18 protein-coding genes are annotated in these 17,759 nt (G+C 71.8%); 5 read left to right on the top strand and 13 right to left on the bottom strand.

What is annotated here, in order from left to right:
- The first annotated feature begins 36 nt into the window (after positions 1-36).
- Both VFV89_RS17130 and VFV89_RS17125 read left to right on the top strand, forming a co-directional pair.
- The gene (locus VFV89_RS17130; protein ID WP_329707171.1) at positions 37-1,182 is read left to right on the top strand and encodes a glycosyltransferase family 2 protein; all 1,146 of its coding nucleotides are present in this window, start codon (positions 37-39) and stop codon (positions 1,180-1,182) included.
- Between the two features lie 107 nt (positions 1,183-1,289).
- Entirely contained in the window at positions 1,290-4,568 is a 3,279-nt protein-coding gene (locus VFV89_RS17125) for a PKD domain-containing protein (protein WP_329707170.1), read from the top strand.
- Positions 4,569-5,194: 626 nt separating this feature from the next.
- Here the strand turns inward: VFV89_RS17125 and VFV89_RS17120 are convergent.
- The 3 genes from VFV89_RS17120 to VFV89_RS17110 form a co-directional block, all read right to left on the bottom strand.
- Entirely contained in the window at positions 5,195-6,190 is a 996-nt protein-coding gene (locus VFV89_RS17120) for an ABC transporter substrate-binding protein (RefSeq protein ID WP_329707169.1), read from the bottom strand.
- 62 nt (positions 6,191-6,252) lie between these two features.
- On the bottom strand, positions 6,253-7,029 hold the full coding sequence (locus VFV89_RS17115; protein WP_329707168.1) for an ABC transporter permease: 777 nt from the start codon (positions 7,027-7,029) through the stop codon (positions 6,253-6,255).
- Positions 7,026-7,748, bottom strand: coding sequence for an ABC transporter permease (locus tag VFV89_RS17110; protein WP_329707167.1), 723 nt, complete (start codon positions 7,746-7,748; stop codon positions 7,026-7,028). The genes VFV89_RS17115 and VFV89_RS17110 overlap by 4 nt, the downstream gene beginning before the upstream one ends.
- A gap of 3 nt (positions 7,749-7,751) precedes the next feature.
- Between VFV89_RS17110 and VFV89_RS17105 the strand changes: the two genes are divergently transcribed.
- Entirely contained in the window at positions 7,752-8,762 is a 1,011-nt protein-coding gene (locus VFV89_RS17105; RefSeq protein WP_329707166.1) for an ABC transporter ATP-binding protein, read from the top strand.
- Positions 8,763-8,898: 136 nt separating this feature from the next.
- Here the strand turns inward: VFV89_RS17105 and VFV89_RS17100 are convergent, their stop codons facing one another.
- The 8 genes from VFV89_RS17100 to VFV89_RS17065 all read right to left on the bottom strand — a co-directional run bounded on the left by VFV89_RS17100 (position 8,899) and on the right by VFV89_RS17065 (position 14,399).
- Positions 8,899-9,654 (bottom strand): MBL fold metallo-hydrolase, encoded by a 756-nt coding sequence (locus tag VFV89_RS17100; protein ID WP_329707165.1) that lies wholly within the window; start codon positions 9,652-9,654, stop codon positions 8,899-8,901.
- A gap of 13 nt (positions 9,655-9,667) precedes the next feature.
- Positions 9,668-10,726, bottom strand: coding sequence for a GNAT family N-acetyltransferase (locus tag VFV89_RS17095; protein ID WP_329707164.1), 1,059 nt, complete (start codon positions 10,724-10,726; stop codon positions 9,668-9,670).
- A gap of 74 nt (positions 10,727-10,800) precedes the next feature.
- Positions 10,801-11,331: a hypothetical protein gene (locus VFV89_RS17090; RefSeq protein ID WP_329707163.1), complete on the bottom strand. Its 531-nt coding sequence runs from the start codon at positions 11,329-11,331 to the stop codon at positions 10,801-10,803.
- 154 nt (positions 11,332-11,485) lie between these two features.
- Positions 11,486-11,989 carry a DUF3180 domain-containing protein gene (locus VFV89_RS17085; RefSeq protein ID WP_329707162.1) on the bottom strand — a complete coding sequence of 168 codons (504 nt, stop codon included), beginning with the start codon at positions 11,987-11,989 and terminating at the stop codon, positions 11,486-11,488.
- A 7-nt stretch (positions 11,990-11,996) separates the two neighbouring features.
- Positions 11,997-12,566: a 2-amino-4-hydroxy-6-hydroxymethyldihydropteridine diphosphokinase gene (gene folK, locus VFV89_RS17080; RefSeq protein WP_329707161.1), complete on the bottom strand. Its 570-nt coding sequence runs from the start codon at positions 12,564-12,566 to the stop codon at positions 11,997-11,999.
- Positions 12,563-12,931, bottom strand: a complete 369-nt coding sequence (folB, locus tag VFV89_RS17075) for a dihydroneopterin aldolase (protein WP_329707160.1) — start codon at positions 12,929-12,931, stop codon at positions 12,563-12,565. Before folB ends, folK begins: the two co-directional genes overlap by 4 nt.
- Positions 12,932-12,936: 5 nt before the next feature.
- Positions 12,937-13,770 (bottom strand): dihydropteroate synthase, encoded by an 834-nt coding sequence (gene folP / locus VFV89_RS17070; protein ID WP_329707159.1) that lies wholly within the window; start codon positions 13,768-13,770, stop codon positions 12,937-12,939.
- Complete coding sequence (locus VFV89_RS17065; RefSeq protein ID WP_329707158.1) at positions 13,770-14,399, bottom strand: sulfotransferase family 2 domain-containing protein; 630 nt, start codon at positions 14,397-14,399, stop codon at positions 13,770-13,772. Before VFV89_RS17065 ends, folP begins: the two co-directional genes overlap by 1 nt.
- Positions 14,400-14,739: 340 nt before the next feature.
- Between VFV89_RS17065 and VFV89_RS17060 the strand changes: the two genes are divergently transcribed.
- A complete protein-coding gene (locus tag VFV89_RS17060) occupies positions 14,740-15,603 on the top strand; it encodes a hypothetical protein (protein ID WP_329707157.1) in 864 nt (287 codons plus the stop codon).
- Here VFV89_RS17060 and VFV89_RS17055 read toward each other — a convergent pair.
- Positions 15,528-16,601: a sulfotransferase family protein gene (locus VFV89_RS17055; protein WP_329707156.1), complete on the bottom strand. Its 1,074-nt coding sequence runs from the start codon at positions 16,599-16,601 to the stop codon at positions 15,528-15,530. The genes VFV89_RS17060 and VFV89_RS17055 overlap by 76 nt on opposite strands.
- 37 nt (positions 16,602-16,638) lie before the next feature.
- On the opposite strand from VFV89_RS17055, the gene VFV89_RS17050 reads away from it, so the two are divergent.
- The gene (locus VFV89_RS17050) at positions 16,639-17,286 is read left to right on the top strand and encodes a sulfotransferase family 2 domain-containing protein (protein WP_329707155.1); all 648 of its coding nucleotides are present in this window, start codon (positions 16,639-16,641) and stop codon (positions 17,284-17,286) included.
- Between the two features lie 29 nt (positions 17,287-17,315).
- On the opposite strand, the gene VFV89_RS17045 is transcribed toward VFV89_RS17050, so the two are convergent.
- The gene (locus tag VFV89_RS17045; RefSeq protein ID WP_329707154.1) at positions 17,316-17,738 is read right to left on the bottom strand and encodes an oxidoreductase; all 423 of its coding nucleotides are present in this window, start codon (positions 17,736-17,738) and stop codon (positions 17,316-17,318) included.
- Positions 17,739-17,759 lie beyond the last annotated feature (21 nt).

Genomic DNA, 17,759 nt, shown 5'->3' with positions numbered 1-17,759 from the left:
GGCTGAGCTCGGTCACGGGGTGAGAGCCTATCGGCCATGGTCCGGCTGACCCGACTCCGTCGCGCCCCCTCGCGGCTGAGCGTGGTGGTGCCGGCCTACGACGTGGCGGCGTACCTGCCCGAGTGCCTCGACTCGGTGCTGACCCAGTCGGACTCGCTGGGCAGGGTCGGGCTCGAGGTGGTCGTGGTCGATGACGGGTCTCCGGACTCCTCCGGGGAGATCGCCGAGTCCTACGCCGCACACGACCCCCGGGTCCGGGTCGTGCACACCGTGAACCAGGGGCTCGGCGCGGCCCGCAACGAGGGGCTGCGGCACGTGACCGGCGACCTGCTGATGTTCGCCGACAGCGACGACGTGTTGCCGCCCGGCGCCTACGCCGTCCTGCTCCGCCAGCTCACCCGGACCGGGGCGGACTTCGTCACCGGCTCGGTGGCCCGGCTCGAGGGCTCCCCGGATGGCGACCGGCTCGTGGAGCCGCCGTGGATGAGCCGGCTGCACAAGCAGCGGATGGACCTGGTCATCGACGACCTGCCCGAGATCCTCGGCGACGTCTTCGCGTGGAACAAGCTCTTCCGGGCGGCCTTCTGGCGCGAGACCGGACTGTCCTGGCCCGAGGGCGTCCGCTACGAGGACCAGCCGACCACCACGCTCGCCTACCTGCGGGCCCGGCGGTTCGGGATCGTGCCGGAGGTCGTCTACCACTGGCGGATCCGCTCCGACGGCACCTCGATCACCCAGCAGCGCTCGTCGCTGCAGGACCTGCGCGACCGCTGGTCGACCAAGCTCACCTCGCTCCGCTCGGTCGAGGAGTACGGCGCCCCGAAGGTCACAGCGGTGTTCCGCGACCGGGTGCTGGCCGGTGACCTGCACCGCTACTTCGCCGAGCTCCCGGGCTGCGACGACGAGTGGTGGGAGCTGCTCCGCTCCGGCGTGCAGTCGATCTGGGGCTCGCGCTCGCTCACCCACTCCGGGCTGCTCCCGGCCGACCGGCTGGTCGGCTGGCTGGTCGAGCAGGGCCGCCGCTCCGACGCCGAGGCGGTGGCGACGTACGTGCGCGACCTCGGCCGCCCGCTGGACCGCGTCGACACCCCCGACGGCCGGCGGCTCGACCTGCCGGCGGATGTGCTCGACATCTCCACGGTCGACGCGAGGGCCCTCGAGGTGCGTGCCGGCGAGCGTTGAGCCCACCCTCTGATGGCCCTTTTGCGTCATTGACCCGCACTCGGCGCTCTGCTCGACTCGAAAGACTCGGAGTCTCCCCGGGTGACGTCGCGTCACAAGGATCCCCCATGCAGACCTTCGGCCACGCTCGCAGCACCTCTCGTCGCACCTCTCGTCGCACCTCTCGTCGCACCTCTCGCCGCACCTCTCGCCGGGCCCGGTCCCGGCGCCTCGCCCTCTGGCTCGTCGTGTGCGGCCTCACCGCCATCGGCGTCCCCGCCGGCGCCCTCGCCGGCAGCGCCACGACCACGACGGCGGGCGACCCCTCCGTACGGGGTTCGAACGTCGCCTACATCCTCGAGCAGGAGGCCGATCAGGTCCGCGCCATGCAGTCGCGACGCAGCCTCGGACCGCAGGCCATGGAGCGGCTGAGCAATGACGTCGTGCACGTCGACTCCGATGGCACCATCGAGGTCTCGGTCTGGTCGGTCGCCCCCGCCACGCAGGAGCAGCGCGCGGAGGTGGCCGCGCTCGGCGCCACGATCGACGAGCGGGTCAGGACCGGCCGCGCGAGCCTCGCGCCGTCCGTCGGGTTGATGGACGTCTGGGTCCCGGCCGACAGGCTGGAAGACCTCGGGGCGCTCCCGTGGGTCGCAGCCGTCACGCCCCCGTCGTACGGCATCGCCGACGCCGGCACCGGCAGCCTCGTGAGCGAAGGGGTCGCCCAGCACCGCGCCGACGACGTACAGGACGATCGCGGCATCACCGGGAACGGCGTGACCGTCGGCGTCAGCTCGAACGGCGTGAGCAACATCGCCGCCTCCCAGACGCAGGGCGAGCTGGTCGCGGGCAACGTGACCGTCGACGACGCCGGGTCCGGGGACGAGGGCACCGCGATGATGGAGATCGTCGCCGACATGGCCCCGGACGCAGACCTCGTCTTCGACGCGAGCAACGGGCTGACCGACTACGTCAACTCGATCAACAACCTCGCCTCGAAGACCAACGTGATCGCCGTCGACCTCGCCTTCGACAGCGAGCCTGCGTTCCAGGAGGGTCTCGGCGCGCAGACCGCCGACAACATCGCCGCGGCAGGCGTCTCCTTCCACTCCTCCGCGGGCAACCGCGGCAACGACCACGTCGCCCGAGTCGTCGCCAACGGCACCGGGCAGGGCCCGGACGGCACGTCCTACTCATCGACCCCGCCGGGTTGCGCCAACACCCCGGACAACGCGGTCGACATCGACCCCGGAGCCGGCACCGCCTTCGACATGATGCTCGGCACCACGGGAGGCACCTCGCCGCGCGGGACCTCGTTCACGCTGCAGTGGAGCGAGCCGCGCTCGATCTTCCCGACGGTCGGACAGGGTGGGTTCACCGACCTGAACCTCTACGTCATGAGCGCCGACCTGACCCGGTGCCTCGGCCAGAGCGTCGGGGTGCAGGGCAACGGCAGCGGGGACACCATCGAGCAGGTCGCGATGCCGGCCTCGATGTCCGGTACCTCCGTCAAGCTGGTCGTCGACGTCCAGGGCGTCGCGGGCGCGGTCGCCGCACCGTTGCTCGACCTTCGGTGGCGCAACAGCGGTGGCAACACCGACACCCCCACCCTCGCCGGCAGCATCGACCCCCAGTCGAACTTCGCCGGCGGCGCCGAGGCGATCGCGGCCGTCAATGCGACCTCCGGCGCGCTGGAGAGCTTCAGCGGCGCCGGCCCGGTGCAGCTCGTGACGACGAGCAGGTGCCCGGCGGCATCGCCCTGCCCGGGTGGGGCCGTTGCCGGTGGGTCGGCCAGCTTCAACGCGCCGTCGTGGGAGGCGGCCGACGGCGTCACCGTCAGTGGCGTCGGTGGCTTCGGCTCGCCGTTCTTCGGCACGTCGGCGGCCGCGCCCTCGTCGGCCGGCTGCGACGCACTGCTGCGCAGCGCGCCCGGCTTCAGCGCCACCTCCAGCCCGGCCGCGACGCACGCCCGGCTGGTCGCCACCTCGACGGGCACCGCCACGCCCAACGTGACGGGCGCCGGCATCCTCGACTGCCTCGCCGCCGTCAACCGTCCGCCCGTGGCGAACCCCGGAGGCCCCTACAGCACCCAGGAGGGGCAGAACATCCAGCTCGACGGCTCCGGGAGCTCCGACCCCGACACCGGCGACTCGATCGCGGCCTACGACTGGGACCTGGACAACAACGGCAGCTTCGAGACTTCCGGGGTGACCCCGACCTTCGACCTCGTGGGTCAGGACGGCGTGGCCACGGTGAGGCTCCGGGTCACCGACGAGGCCGGCGCCACGAACGTGCAGAGCACCACCGTCACCATCGCCAACGTGGCGCCGACGGTGACCTTCGCCCCGACCTCACCGGTCGAGGAGAACAGCCCGACCACCGTCACCGGCACGGTCACCGATCCCGGCTGGCTGGACCCGCTGACCGCGACGATCGACTTCGGCGACGGGAGCGGCGTACAGCCCCTGGCCGGCACCGCCAGCTCGACGCCGCACGGCCTCGCGACGCTGTCGTTCAGCGTCCTCAAGACCTACGGCGACAACGGTGGCTTCAAGATCACCATCACGGGCTTCGACGACGACACCTCGAGCAGCACCGACCACATCGTCACGGTGACCAACGTCGACCCGACCGCGACGATCGACACCTCGGGGGGCACGGTCATCAACGGTCACGTGGTGCTGCTCGGACAGGAAGGGACGCCGGTCGACCTCAACGGCGGCTCGACCGACCCGGGCTCGGACGACCTGACCCTCACGTGGGACTTCGGCGACGGCTCGCCGACCGTCTCCCACACGAGCCTGGTCAACCCCCCGTTCGCCGATCCCCCACTGTCGCCCGAGATCAACCCGCGCGACGTCTCGGACAGCGTGTCGCACACCTTCGCCGCCTGTGCGCGCACGGTGACCCTCACGTCGACCGACGACGACTCGGGTGTGTCGTCGCCGGCGCACGCGGACGTCGTCGTTCGCGGGACCTCGACGAAGGCGATGGACGCCGGCTGGTGGAAGGAGGAGTTCGACCTCGTCCACGGGCACCAGGTCTACAGCGCGGACCGCGTCGCTTGCTACCTGGCCGTCGCCAACCTGCTCAGCAACGTCTTCTCCGAGGCCCGGACCGCCTCGACCCTGGACGACGGCTTCCAGATCCTGAAGCCCGACGGCTCGGCGGCGGACCGGGTGCGCTTCATGGACCAGATCCTGATGGCGGCCTGGCTCAACTTCGCCAACGGCGCGATCGACCTCGGCGACACGGTGAAGGAAGGCGGTCAGGTCTACGTCTTCAGCGACGTCGTCGTGCTGGCCGAGACCCAGCGCCTCGACCCGACGGTGCCGAGCAGGACCCTCGACCGCACCCGGACGATCCTCGACAAGTTCAACCACCTGAACAACCACGGCAACGGCTGAGCCTGCGGGACACGTTGGCGGCTGACCGCCGGCTGGCGCGGGGCCCGGCTGGCGGTCGGCGAATGGTGTCGGGGTCACCGGATATGTGGCTCTTCTGACATGTTCGTGGGTGGGCGGCCGCGCGCGGCCGCAAGTGCGGAGCAAGCTCCGCCCCGCATGCGCGGCCGCCGGGTTCGTGTTCAGCGACTCGCCGCAATTTGGCCGCCAGGCGCCTCCAGGATGCGGTGCATATCCGCCGGGCCCGGCCTTCGCGGAGGATTTCCGGCACCTGGTGCCGATTTCCCTCGGCGAACCCCATCGACCGGGGTCGGCGGGGTCGGCGGGGAATGGTGGTGGTGCCCGCGCAGTGCAACGGCGCGGCGAAGCCCGCCGTCGTGCGCCGTATCACCGGATCGCGCGAGGCTCGCGGTCAAGGACTGCCCAAGAATCCAGCACAGCGCCGCCGCTTGCGGCCGAGCGAAGCGCGGTCCTTCTTACGGCGAGACGCGATCCGGTATGCGCGCGGGCACCCCCGAACATGTCAGAAGAGCCGGATATGTAGGGAGTCATCCGCTTCTGTAGCGAGATCTCGGCACGCAAGCGCAGGGGTCACCGGAGATCCGGTGACCCCTGCAACAGCGAGCGGCTCAGAGGAGCCCGTTGTCGGTGAGGAACTGCTGGGCCACGTCCTCCGGCTTCTGGCGGTCGACCGAGACCTTCTCGTTGAGCTCGGTGAGGTTGTCGGTGGTCAGGGCGGCCATCAGCGGGTTGAGGATGTCCGCGATGTCCGGGTGGGCGGAGAGGAACTCCGTGGACACCGCCGGCACGAGGTTCTGGGCCGGCTGGATGTGCTTGTCGTCCTCGAGGACCACCAGCCCCTGGGAGGCCAGGGTGCCGTCGGTCGTGCTGGTCTCGCCGAGGTCGGACTCGCCGTTGATCACCGACTGGTAGGTCTGGTCGCTGGCGTAGCCGAGCTCGAGGATCTTGGTGACGTTGATGCCGTACTGGTCGGTGAGACCGCCCTCGCAGTCGAGCCGGCCCTTGCAGTCGGGGGCGGCGGCGAGCGTGACGCTCTTGCCGGCGAGGTCGGAAAGCTTCGTGACGCCGTTCTTCTCGGAGTAGTCCTTGGTGACCATGAACGCGTTGGTGTCGGTCGCCTGGGAGAGGTCGAGCAGGGTGATCCCGGCGGCGTCGAGAAGCGACTTGCCCTGGTCGGCCAGCTGCTGGCCGTCGCCGGCGTCGAACGGCGTCGCGTTGTCTCCGTTGGCCTGGCTGTTGAGGAAGTTGACGATGCCGCCGACGTACTCCGGGACGACGTCCACGCCGCCGGGGAAGTCGGCCATGTAGCCGTCGCGGGTGTCGACCAGCTTGACGGTGACGTCGTAGCCGGCGTTGGTCAGCAGCTGGTCGTACATCGCGGCGACCAGCGCCGCCTCCGGGAAGCTCTGACCGGCCAGCGTGAGGGGCCCGCCGGCGGTGGTGCCACCGCCGGACTCCGAGGTCGTCGGAGAGGTCGAGGTCGAGGGCGTCGAGGTGTCGTCGCCCTTCGAACTGCCCGAGTCGAGGTCGTCACCCGCGCAGGCGGTGGCGAGGAAGAGGGTGCCGACGGAGAGGACCGCCGCCAGTGACCGTCTGATGGACATGCTGGGTTTCCTTCTGTGTCCCGTGGCCGTCGCGGCCACGCGTGTCCGGAATGAGGCGAGCCTCACTGAGCGCCGATGGGGTCGGTACCTCCCGCAACCGTAGACGAGGTCGCCGACATTGGACCCGGGCCATTGTCACGTTTCGGACTCGACATAGTTCCGGCCGGGCTGACCAGCCGCTGCAGCCCGGCGGCGAGCAGCTCGAGGGCGAGCGCCACAATGCCCACCACGATCGCGCCGGCGATGCCCTTGCCGTAGTTGGTCCGGAAGAACCCGTCGGTGATCACCCGCCCGAGCCCCGGGCCGGCGACGAGCGCGGCGATGGTCGCCGTGGCCCACACCTGCACGAGCGCGAGGCGTACGCCGGACGCGATCAGCGGCAGGGACAGCGGCAGCTCGACCCGGAAGAACTTCTGCGCCCCGGTCATCCCCATGCCGTCGGCCGCCTGCTTGACCTCGCCCGGCACCTCGCGCACCGCGACGTACCCGTTGGTGATGATCGGCGGCAGCGCGAACAGCGCCAGCGCGAGCAGGGTGGCCAGCCCGGCCCGCCCATAGGGCCCGAACTCCTTGGTGCCGGGGAAGTCGGCGGTCACGAAGATCGCGAGCAGCGCGAAGGTGGGGATGGCCCGGCCGATGTTGGTGATGTTGATGGCCAGGAAGCCGCCGCGGCCGAGGTGGCCGAGGAACAGCGCGATCGGCAGCCCCACCACCATGGCCATCAGCAGCGCCGTGACGGTGAGCAGCAGCTGCTGGGTCATCAGGTGCAGCATCCCCTCGTCGCCGGTCCAGTTGGACCAGGTCGTGAGGTAGTCCCAGGCGTCGCTGATGACGTTCATGCCGGCTGGTTCCTCGCCCACGGGGTGAGCAGCCGCTGCGAGACGACGATGACGACGTCCAGGAGCACGGCCAGTACGACGCACAGCACCGATGCCGTGAACAGCTCGGCCCGGAAGTTCTGGGTGACGCCGTCCTTGATCAGGTTGCCGAGGCCGCCATAGGCGACGAGCGACCCGATCGTGGTCAGCGCCACCGTCGAGACCGTGGCGACCCGCAGCCCGGCCATGATCACCGGCGTGGCCAGCGGCAGCTCGACCCGCAGCAGCAGCCGGCCGGTGCCGTAGCCGAGACCGCGCGCCGACTCCACCACCTCGTCCGGAACCGACCGGAACCCCTCGAGCATCGCCCGCACCAGGATGGTCAGCGCGTAGAGCGCCAGCGCGATCACCACGGTCGTCTTCGAGAGCCCGGTGAACGGGACCATGAGCGGCAGCAGCGCCAGAGACGGGATCGTGTAGATGCCCGTGGCCACGCCCAGCACCGTCGACTCGAGCCGGGCGAACCGCCGGGCGACCAGCGCCAGGGGGAAGGCGATCACGAGGCCGAGCAGCACCGCCAGCACGGTGATCTGCAGATGCTGGACGGTCGCGTGCTGGATCTCGGGGCGGAAGTCCTCGACGTACTGCCGACAGATCCAATCGTTGGTGAGCCGGCTGTAGCAGGTGGGCCCCTCCGCGCTCGACGCGCTAGCGGCCCCGAGCACCGCCGGTAGGGTCACCACATGGACAATACCGATCGGGGAACCGGACAATCTATGATCCGGCTCTCCGGGGTCGGGAAGACCTATCCGGACGGGACGGTCGCCGTCCACGACCTCGACCTGGAGGTTGCGGCGGGCGAGCTCGTCGTCCTCGTCGGCCCCTCGGGCTGCGGCAAGTCCACGACGCTGAAGATGATCAACCGGCTCATCGAGCCGACGACCGGCACCATCGAGATCGACGGCAAGGACGTCACCCGCTCCGACCCGGTGAAGCTGCGCCGCGGGATCGGCTACGTCATCCAGCAGATCGGGCTGTTCCCGCACCAGAGGGTGATCACCAACGTGATGACCGTGCCCCTGTTGTACGGCGAGCCGCGGTCGGTCGCCCGGCAGCGCGCCCGCGAGCTGCTCGAGCTGGTGGGGCTGGACCCCGCCGAGTACGCCGAGCGCTACCCCGCGCAGCTCTCCGGCGGCCAGCAGCAGCGGGTGGGCGTGGCCCGGGCGCTGGCCGCGAACCCGCCGGTGCTGCTGATGGACGAGCCGTTCGGCGCGGTCGACCCGATCGTGCGGGTCCGGCTGCAGGATGAGTTCCTGCGGCTGCAGTCCGAGCTCGGCAAGACCGTGGTCATGGTCACCCACGACATCGACGAGGCGGTCCGGATGGGCGACCGGGTGGCGGTCTTCGCCACCGGCGGCCGGCTGGCGCAGTACGGCACCCCCTCGGAGCTGCTCGGCCACCCGGCCGACGACTTCGTCGAGGACTTCGTCGGCGCCACCAAGGGGCTGCGCCGGCTCACCGTGACCATGATCGACGCCGGCCACCTCGAGCCGATCGACGGGGTGAGCGCCGGCGACCTCTCCTCCACCGTGGACGTGACCGCGACCCTGGAGGAGGCGCTGGCCGCCATGCTCCGCGACGACCGGGGCATGGTCGGCGTCAAGGACGGCGCGAGGTTCGTCGGCGTACTGACGCCCAACGGGATCCACAAGGCGCTGCGGGCCTCGCTGGCCGAGGGGGCCGGGGCGGCCTGAGCGTGGACCCGCGCTGAGCCGCGCCCGCGCCACCCCTTGTAACTAACCGTTACGCCATCTTGCCTGCGCAAATATCCGCATGGCAGTGGGCTGAACAGTCAGTTACAAGCGGGCCCGAGGGGGCGGGGCCGCGCCGCTACCGCTCGGCGCGCTCGCCCGGTGCCAGCAGCACGACCTCGGTCCCCGAGCCGGCCAGCGCGTCGACGAACCGCTCGCCGGGGGTGACGAACAGGCGGTGGTGGTTGGAGCGGGCAACCCGGCGCAATCCCATCGGCCAGAAGGTGCCCCAATGCACCGGGACCGCCCACCGCGCTCCGACCCGGCCGACCGCCTCCGCGCCGTGCTCGGGGTGCATGTGCCCGTCGGCCAGCGTCGGCCCCCAGCCGCCGATCGGTACGAGCGCGAGGTCGACCGGCTCGAGGGAGGTCATGTCGTCGCGCAGCTCGGTGTCGCCCGGGAACCACCACGAGCCCGCGTCGTTCTCGATCCGGAAGCCCAGCGCGGGCGGGTTGCCCCGCGACAGCTGGTGTCGCCGACCGTCGTGGGTGGCGGGCAGCACCTCGACCCGGACGCCCGCTCGTTCGACCACGTCGCCGGGCGCCACCGGGACCAGCCGCTGACGGCCGAGCTTCGCGAGCAGTCCCTCGCCGCCCCGCGGCACCAGGATCGGCACCTCGACCCCGAACCGGGCCAGTGACGGCAGGTGGCAGTGGTCGTGGTGCAGGTGCGAGATGACGACCAGGTCCGCGTCGGACGCCTCCACCGCCGGCGTGTCGGCGTACCGCCGCAGGTGGATCAGCCGGTCGCTCAGCACCGGGTCGACGCCGATGCGTGCGGACCCGGCCTCGACCGTGGCCGACGCGTGGCCCCACCACGTCACCGCGAGGCTCATGACAGGACACTAGCTAGACGCCGGTGCGCACGGGGACGTCGCGGTGCCAGGACTCGGTGACGTACGACGTCGTCCAACCCAGGCCGCGGTAGAGGCGGTCGGCGCCGGTGGGTGAGTCCGCGTCCACCTCGAGGCCCACGCGGTCGCCACCGCGGCGCGCCGTGTCGGCGATGATCGTCCGGAGCAGCCCCTTGGCGACCCCGCGGCCGCGGGCGACCTCGACGACTCCGATGTAGGCGACGTAGGACCCCGAGGCCGACCCGGTGCCGACCAGGGCCCCGCCCGGGCGGTCGTCGACCTCGGCCAGCCACCAGTGGTCCCAGCCGTGGCCGGGGTCCTCACGGAGCCGGAAGAGGAACTCGTCGAAGGTCTCCGGCTTGGAGTTGAAGTGGTCGCTGAAGGCAGCCTCGAGCACGTCGTGCACCGCTCGCAGGTCGGCCTGCGCCGGCTGACCGTCGGCGTCGCGCTCGACGAGCCGGAACACGACGCCGTCCCTCTCCCACCGCGCGGGGTCGTCGACCAGAGCTGCCTCGTCGGGGGTGACCGGCCGTTCCATCTGCCACCAGCGGCGCACCTTGGTGAAGCCGGCCGCCGCCAGCCAGCGGTGCTGCCGCTCGTCGTCGTCGAAGGCCCCGGTGTCGACCTGCTGCACCTCGAGGCCACGGGCAGCGCCCACCTCGCGGGCCCGGCCGACCGCCCACTCGACCAGCAGGTCGGAACAGGCCCGGCCGATCCGCTCGTCGATGCCCCGCTCCACGACGTGGACGAACAGCATCCGCCCACTGGCCCGGTCGTGCACGCTCCCCCAGGCCCGGATCAGGCCCCGGTCGTCGCGGACCACGACGTTCTCGCGGGTCCGCAGTCCGCGCACCTCCACCAGGACATCGTCCTTGCCCGCCCCGGGCCAGCCGCGACCCGCGCGCTCGTGCTCGCGCAGCAGCTCGGTGAGGCGGCGTACGTCGCCCGGGTCGTCGGGGTCGGGCCGGCCCACCGTCCAGGCGGCGGGGAGACCCCGGAGCTCCTCGACCAGCTCCTCGGGTTCGGCGTGGAACCGGCTCTCCTCGGGGGTCACAAGCGCCCAGTCTCCCAAAGTGACGTCGACCCGCCCGAGGAGTCGGGCGGGTCGACGGGGGGATCCCTCGTGGGTCAGGCGTGCCGGCGTTGGTAGTCCATGCCGTGCCACGCGGCGGTGACCGACTCCAGCTCCGCGCGGAGGGCGACCACCTCCTGCTCGAGCTCGGCGATGCGCAGCTGGGCGGTGCGGGCCCGCTCCTCCGCCTCGGTGACCCTTACCTGGAGGCCCGCGGCGCGGCGGCCCTCGGCGTTCCGCTTGCGGGTCGAGGTCGCGGCGCGGCGCTGGGAGAGGGACAGGGCGAGCTCGAGCTCGTCGAGCGCCTGCTCGCGCTCGGCGATCCTGGCCTGCACCTCCGCGACGTACGCCGCGTGCTCCGAGGTCCGCGCCTCGGTGAGCTCGTTGTAGGCCTTTGCCTGGTCGGCGCGGTCGCGTGCTGCCTCCACCCGCGACACGACCAGCTCGGTGTAGGTGATCCGGGTGGCCGCGGCGCCGAGCACGACGCCGAGCCCGGCGGCGACGGTGACCAACAGCCACGAGCCGCTCACGGCTGCGCCGGCGACGACCAGCGCAGCGAGCACGATCAGGCCCGCGGCGGTCGTCACGCGGATCGACCGCTGACGCCTTCGTGTGGCCTGTGTTGCAGATGGGGAAGACATGGTCAGCAGGCTAGAGGTCAGGCCGCCCTCGACCCGGGAGACACGCTTGTGCACATGTGTCCCATCCGCCACGCGGGTACCAGCCGCTGTGCCGGATCGATCAGCGCTTGGGCCGCTGCACCCGGCAGGCCCGCTCCAGGAGCAGCGCCGCCACGACGATCACCACGCCCGCCGCCACGGCGATCAGGCTCCGGACGATCCGCTGGCCGGCCAGCTCGGCGGGGTCGCCGACCCAGCTGAGTGCGTACCCGGCGTACGCGCCGGCCACCAGCCCGCCCACCAGCGCCCCGGCGCGAGCCAGCACCAGCCTGTTCACCGCCCGGTGCGGCTCCATCCGCTCGTGCCGCACCTGGACGGCCCGGTAGGTCTGCCACCAGGTGATCACCATGACGACGGCGACCAGCCAGAGCGCACCCGGCTGCGCCCAGGAGACGACGGGCGCGCTGCCGGAGAGCTTCTCGGCGACCGGCTTCCAGAGGACCCCCAGCAGGACACCCACGGCCGCCCAGGCGACCACGACACCGATCGACAGCGGCCGGAGCGTCCCCTCGGACTCCGGTGGCTCCTCGTCAGGCCCGAGAGGGTCGCCCCCCTCGCGCGTCAACGCTCGCTCACTCCAGCTCGAGGATCAGGTCGTCGCGCCGGGCGATCCCGTCCTCGCCGACCGCGGACAGCAGGTCGGCCACCCGGCCCCGGTCGGGGACCTCGGCGTCGGGGTCGACGTCCAGCCAGGGCCGCAGCACGAACGCCCGCTCGGCGGCGCGCGGGTGCGGCAGCCGGAGGTGGTCGTCGTCGGATCGCCGGTCGCCGACCACGATCAGGTCGACGTCGAGGGTCCGCGGGGCGTTGCGGATCTCGCTGCGCTCGCGGTCGAAGGCGTCCTCGATGGCCAGTGCCCGGTCGAGCAGCCGCGACGCGGCCAGCGTGGTGTCGGCGAGCACCACGGCGTTGAGGAAGAGGTCGGACCCGGCGGGCGCATCCACCGGCTCGGTCTCGTAGACCGGCGAGACGCCGGTGACCCACACGTCGGGGGTGTCCGCGAGCGCCCGGACCGCCCCCTGGAGGTTGTCCATGCGCTCGCCGAGGTTGGAGCCCAGCGAGAGCACCGCCCGGCGGATCGGGCGCATCTCACCGGTCAGGGTGTCGGCGTCGATGATGTTCGGGTTGGGCGTCTCGGTCACTGGCGGCCCTCCTGGGTCCGGGTGATCGTCAGCGCGACGTCCGAGAACGTCGCGTCGATGGGTGCATCCGGCTTGTGGACCGTGACGCGCACCCATTCAACACGGTGGTCCAAGAGGCAGACCTCCGCGATGCGGTGGGTGAGTGTTTCGATCAGGTCGACCGGGTCCTGCTCGACGGCGGCTTTCACCGACAGCGCGAGACTTCCGTAGTCGACGGTCTCTGACAAGTCGTCCGACGCCGCCGCGGCGCCGGTGTCCACGCCCAGGACGAGGTCGATCACGAACCGCTGGCCCTCGCGGCGTTCGTGCTCGAACACGCCGTGGTGGCCCCAGCACTCCAGCCCGGTCAGGGCGAGCTCATCCATCTGCGTCACCCCTCCTCCCGAGCCTGGTCGAGTGCGTCGAGCACCCTCAGGGCGTCGCGTGTGGAGCGTACGTCGTGGACGCGCAGCCCCCACACCCCCTCCCCCGCCAGCACCACGCTGAGGGCCGTGGTGGCCGCCTCGCGACCGTCCACCGGGCGAGGGCTCCCGTCCGGGCCGGCCAGCAGGGTGCCGAGGAACGACTTGCGGCTGGCGCCGAGCAGCAGCGGGTAGCCCAGCGCCTTGACCGGGGCCAGGTCGGCCAGCAGCTGCCAGTTGTGCCGGCCGTGCTTGGCGAAGCCCAACCCGGGGTCCAGGACCAGCCGGTCGGGGCTGATCCCGGCCGCCAGCACCGCCTCGACCCGCTCCGCAAGCTCGTCGCGAACCGCTTGGACCACCCCGCCGGGCTCGTCGTAGGTCGCGAAGTCGGCCATGTGGTCGGCGTGCGCCCGCCAGTGCATGGCGACGTACGTCGCACCCGCGTCGGCCACGACGCGCAGGATCTCCGGGTCGGCCAGCCCGCCGGAGACGTCGTTGACGATCCGTGCGCCGGCCGCCAGCGCCGCCGTCGCGACCTCGTGGCGCATGGTGTCGACCGACACCGTGGCGCCGTCCGCGGACAGCGCGGTGATCACGGGGACCACCCGGTCGAGCTCCTCCTCGACCAGTGGACGGGTGGCGCCGGGACGGGTGGACTCGCCGCCGACGTCGAGGATGTCCGCCCCGTCGGCCAGCAGCTGCCGGCCGTGGGCGACGGCGCTGGCGGTGTCGGCGTACAGCCCGCCGTCGCTGAAGGAGTCCGGGGTGACGTTCACGACGCCCATCACGAGCGGGAGCGACATCAGAACTCGTAGCCGAACTCTGCGATGTCCGCCGCGAACAGCTCGGCCACCCGGTCCCGCATCGCGGGCGTGTAGTGGTCGCGGTAGGAGCCGCTGGGCCCGGCGTTGTGGCGTCGTTCCTGCGGCGGCGGCTCGATCCCGAGCCGGTCGCAGACCCGCGCGAAGTCCTCGGCGAAGGACTCGGTGCGCCCGATGTGGTCCGCGCGCCGGTCGCCGGCCTGCAGGTAGCGCAGCTGCGGTGTCCGCAGCCGGGTGAACTGGTCGGGGCCCTTGAGCACGAACGCCTCGAAGTCGGGGAGATCGCGGAGTACGCCGGACCAGAAGTTGTTGTTGTCGATGCGCCGGGTGGCCCACGGGTGGCCCTCCTCGCGCTGGACGTGGCGCCGGTCGATCATCGACCACCACGACCACAGCCGCGCCCACGGGTTGCGGACGAAGCCGAAGGTCCAGTAGTCCCGCAGCTCGGGGTGGCGGTTGATCGCGGTCCGGAGGTGGGCGTGCTTGGCGCCCGGCAGCCCGGCCAACCGCTCGGCGCCCGGCAACCGGTCGAGCAGCACCGCCTGCACGGTGCTCCCGCCGGTCTTCTGCACGTGCACGAACAGCACGCGCGCCGGGTGCGACACGATCACCGCCCTGACCTTAGTGGCCGCCGACCAACGACGGCGGCCGAGGCGCCACCGGTGGCTGGGCGACCACGGTGGCTGGGCGACCACGGTGGCTGAGGTGCGAGGCGCCCCAGCGCCGAGCCTCGAAGCCCGGTGAGCCGGCGCTGGGACCCACCCGCGTGCCTACCCTGCGGAGGTCTCGACAGGCTCGACCAGCGCGGGCCAGAGGGTGCCATCGCTGCGGAGGTCTCGACGGGCTCGACCAGCGACGGGCCGGCGGGTGCCTTCCCCACCGAGGCTTCGAGGCTCAGGCGCGGAACGCCTTCGCACCTCAGCCATCGTCGCGCGTACTAGCGTCCTGACCGTGGACCGGACCTTCCTCCTCGGCGTCGGGGCCATGAAGGCCGGGACCACGTGGCTCCACGACCACCTGGCCGCCTCGCCGCAGTGCCAGCCGGGGCTGCGCAAGGAGTACCACGTCTTCGACAGCCTGGACCTGGCCAAGGAGCCCTACCTGCTCAAGCGCGTGGTGGCCAAGGCGCACGCTTCGCTGGACGAGGTGGCCGAGGCGAGACGGACCGACCCGACCTTCCTCGTCCAGGCCGCGATGATCGCCGACGAGGAGCTCTACTTCGACTACTTCACCGCGCTCCTCGCGCGGTCGCCGGAGACCCGGCTCACCCTCGACGTCACCCCCGGCTACGCGCTGCTCTCGGCCGCGCGGCTCGCCGGGATCCGGTCGTCGTTCGAGCAGCGCGGCGTGCGCCCGGTGGCGGCGTACTTGATGCGCGACCCGGTGGAGCGGATCTGGTCGCAGGTGCGGATGCAGAAGCGCCGCCGCCCCGAGCACAACCCCGGCACCGCCGAGGAGCTCGTCGCGCAGCGGTACGCCGAGCCGACGTACGCCGACCGGACCCGCTACGAGACGACGGTCCGCAACCTCGACGAGGCGTTCGGCGAGTCGGTCTTCTACGGGTTCTACGAGGAGCTGTTCGACGCGGCCACCAGCGCCTCGGAAATTGCCCGACTGTCGAGGTTCCTCGGCATCGACACGCACGAGCCCGACCTGGGCGCGCAGTTCAACGTCTCACCGCGCTCGGCCGAGCTGCCCGAGCCGACCGTGCGTGCGGTGGCCGAGCACTTCCGACCCACCTACGAGCTCGTCGCGTCCCGGTTCCCCGACCGGGACCTCCCGAAGATCTGGCCGAGCAGCCGCTTCGTCCTCTGACCCTCACCGAGCCTGGCCTCGGCCGCCTGCCTGCGAGCGCGTTCGGCACGCAGCCGGCCGCGGATCTTCGCCGCCCCGGCCGCGGTGCCCCGGCGCTCGCGGTGCCGGGCCTCGTCGAGTGAGACCGCCACCGCTTCGGCGTAGTGGGCGTCGTAGTGCCTGCGGATCTCCGCGAGCCGCTCCGGCACGGCGTCGGCGGCCGGGTCGTCCACCAGGACGCCCAGCTGCTGCCAGGTCTCCTCGGAGAGGTCCCGCAGCCAGTCGGGCAGCACGATGTCGTCCCAGGTCAGCTGGGAGCGGCGCATGCCGGGGTCCAGGAACTCGTCGAGGCCGTGGTCGCCCTCGAGGTCGAGCCCGAGGTCGAGCTGGCGGGAGACCCGGCCCAGCGCAGTGCGCCAGTCGACCAGCAGGTCGTCGTAGCGGATGAACGCGCGCCGGGCGCCCCTCGAGCCCGCCTCGGTGACGAGCGCGACGTTGAGCCAGGCGGCGGTGTTGGAGGTCTCCTTGACCCGGCGCTCGGCGTCGGTACGTCGTCCCTCGCCCCACGTCCGGTCCTGCGACCCGACCACCTCGGCGGGGTGACGGAGCGCGGTCAGGATGCGCAGGTCGCGGCCGGCCCGCTCCGCGGCGGCCCGCCAGACCGGCAGCAGCCAGGCGGCGTGCGGGTCCTTGACGACGACGGCGGGCTCCTCCTGGGTGGCCAGCCAGTCGGCGACCTCGGCCTCGAGACCGTGGTCGGCGGCGTACTGTTCCACTCGCTCCAGCGCGCGCGGGCTGCCGTCGCTGGGGCGCACCAGCGCACCACGCATCAACCGCTTGTGGAACTCGATCACCCACCGCGGCTCGAAGTGGCCCTTGGCGTTGCGCTCCGAGGCCGGCACCTCCGGCTGCGGGACGTGCCAGCCCAGGTGCTTCAGACTGCCCGCCAGCGAGCTGGTGCCGCTGCGCATCGAGCCGGTCACCAGGACCACGGTGTGGCCGGACTGTTCACTGGTCATTGCGGTGGCAGCCTACGGCTGGCTCTATCTTGGGCCGGTGATCGTGTCCCACGAGCACCGGTTCGTCTTCATGAAGACCCGCAAGACGGCCGGGACCAGCGTCGAGATCGCGCTCTCCCGGGTGTGCGGGGACGAGGACGTGATCACCCCGGTGACCCCCGACGACGAGCTGCTGCGCCGGGCCGGCGGTGGCCGCGGCCCGCAGAACTACGAGTCCCCGCCCAACCTCGAACGCAAGGCGTTCAACCACATGCCGGTCTCGATGGTGCGCAAGATGCTGGGCCGGCAGCGGTTCGAGTCCTACTTCTCCTTCGCGATCGAGCGGAACCCGTGGGACGCGGTGGTCTCGCTCTACCACTGGCGCTACCGCGACGCCGCGCCCGGCAGCTTCGGTGACTACGTCAACTCCGACGCCGTCGAGACCTTCGCGACCAAGAACCAGCGGATCTACCGGATCAAGGGCCGGGTCGCCGTCGACCGGGTGCTGCGCTACGAGTCGCTCGCCGACGAGCTGGCCGAGGTCTGGGAGCGGCTCCACCTCCCCGGCCGTCCCGACCTGCCGCACGCCAAGTCGGGGACACGTCCGCGCGGGCCGTCGTACCGCTCCTACTACGACGACGCCAGCCGCGAGCGGGTGTCGAGGCTGTTCGCGCTGCCGATCGCGGACCTGGGTTATGAGTTCTGAGCCCGCCGGTCCGCCGTCGGCGTACGGCGTCACTCGACGACGACGGGGACCTGCAGGCCGTCGGGCACGTCGTCGGGCGACTCGTAGTGGTGGTTGACGTAGTCGTTGGCGTCCCGGAACCACTCGACCAGCCGCGCGTGGTGCTCGGCCGGGACTCCGGCGTCCTGGAGCGCGAGCGCGAAGCACTCGACGGCCCGCCGGTCCATCTCATCGTGCGGCCCGTTGCCGCTGTGGATCCGCACGACCTCCGACTCGGTGCCCATCGTCTGCGAGAACGTCGGGGGCCCGCCCAGCGCCTCGGCCCAGTAGGCGGCCAGCCGCTCGGTGTGGTCCTCCCGGAAGCCGTGGTGGAAGGCGTGGCTGACCACCGGGTCGGCGAGCACCCGCTCGTGCCAGTGGTGGGCGAGCGCGTGTGCTCCCGCGCCTCCCCCGATGGCGTCGTACAGCGTCATGGCCCCAGCCTGCTCCATCGC

The organism is Nocardioides sp. (genome assembly GCF_036274455.1).
GTDB lineage: Bacteria > Actinomycetota > Actinomycetes > Propionibacteriales > Nocardioidaceae > Nocardioides.
The sequence above is the reverse complement of the archived record's forward strand: the minus strand, read 5'-3'. Positions and strand labels throughout refer to the sequence as shown.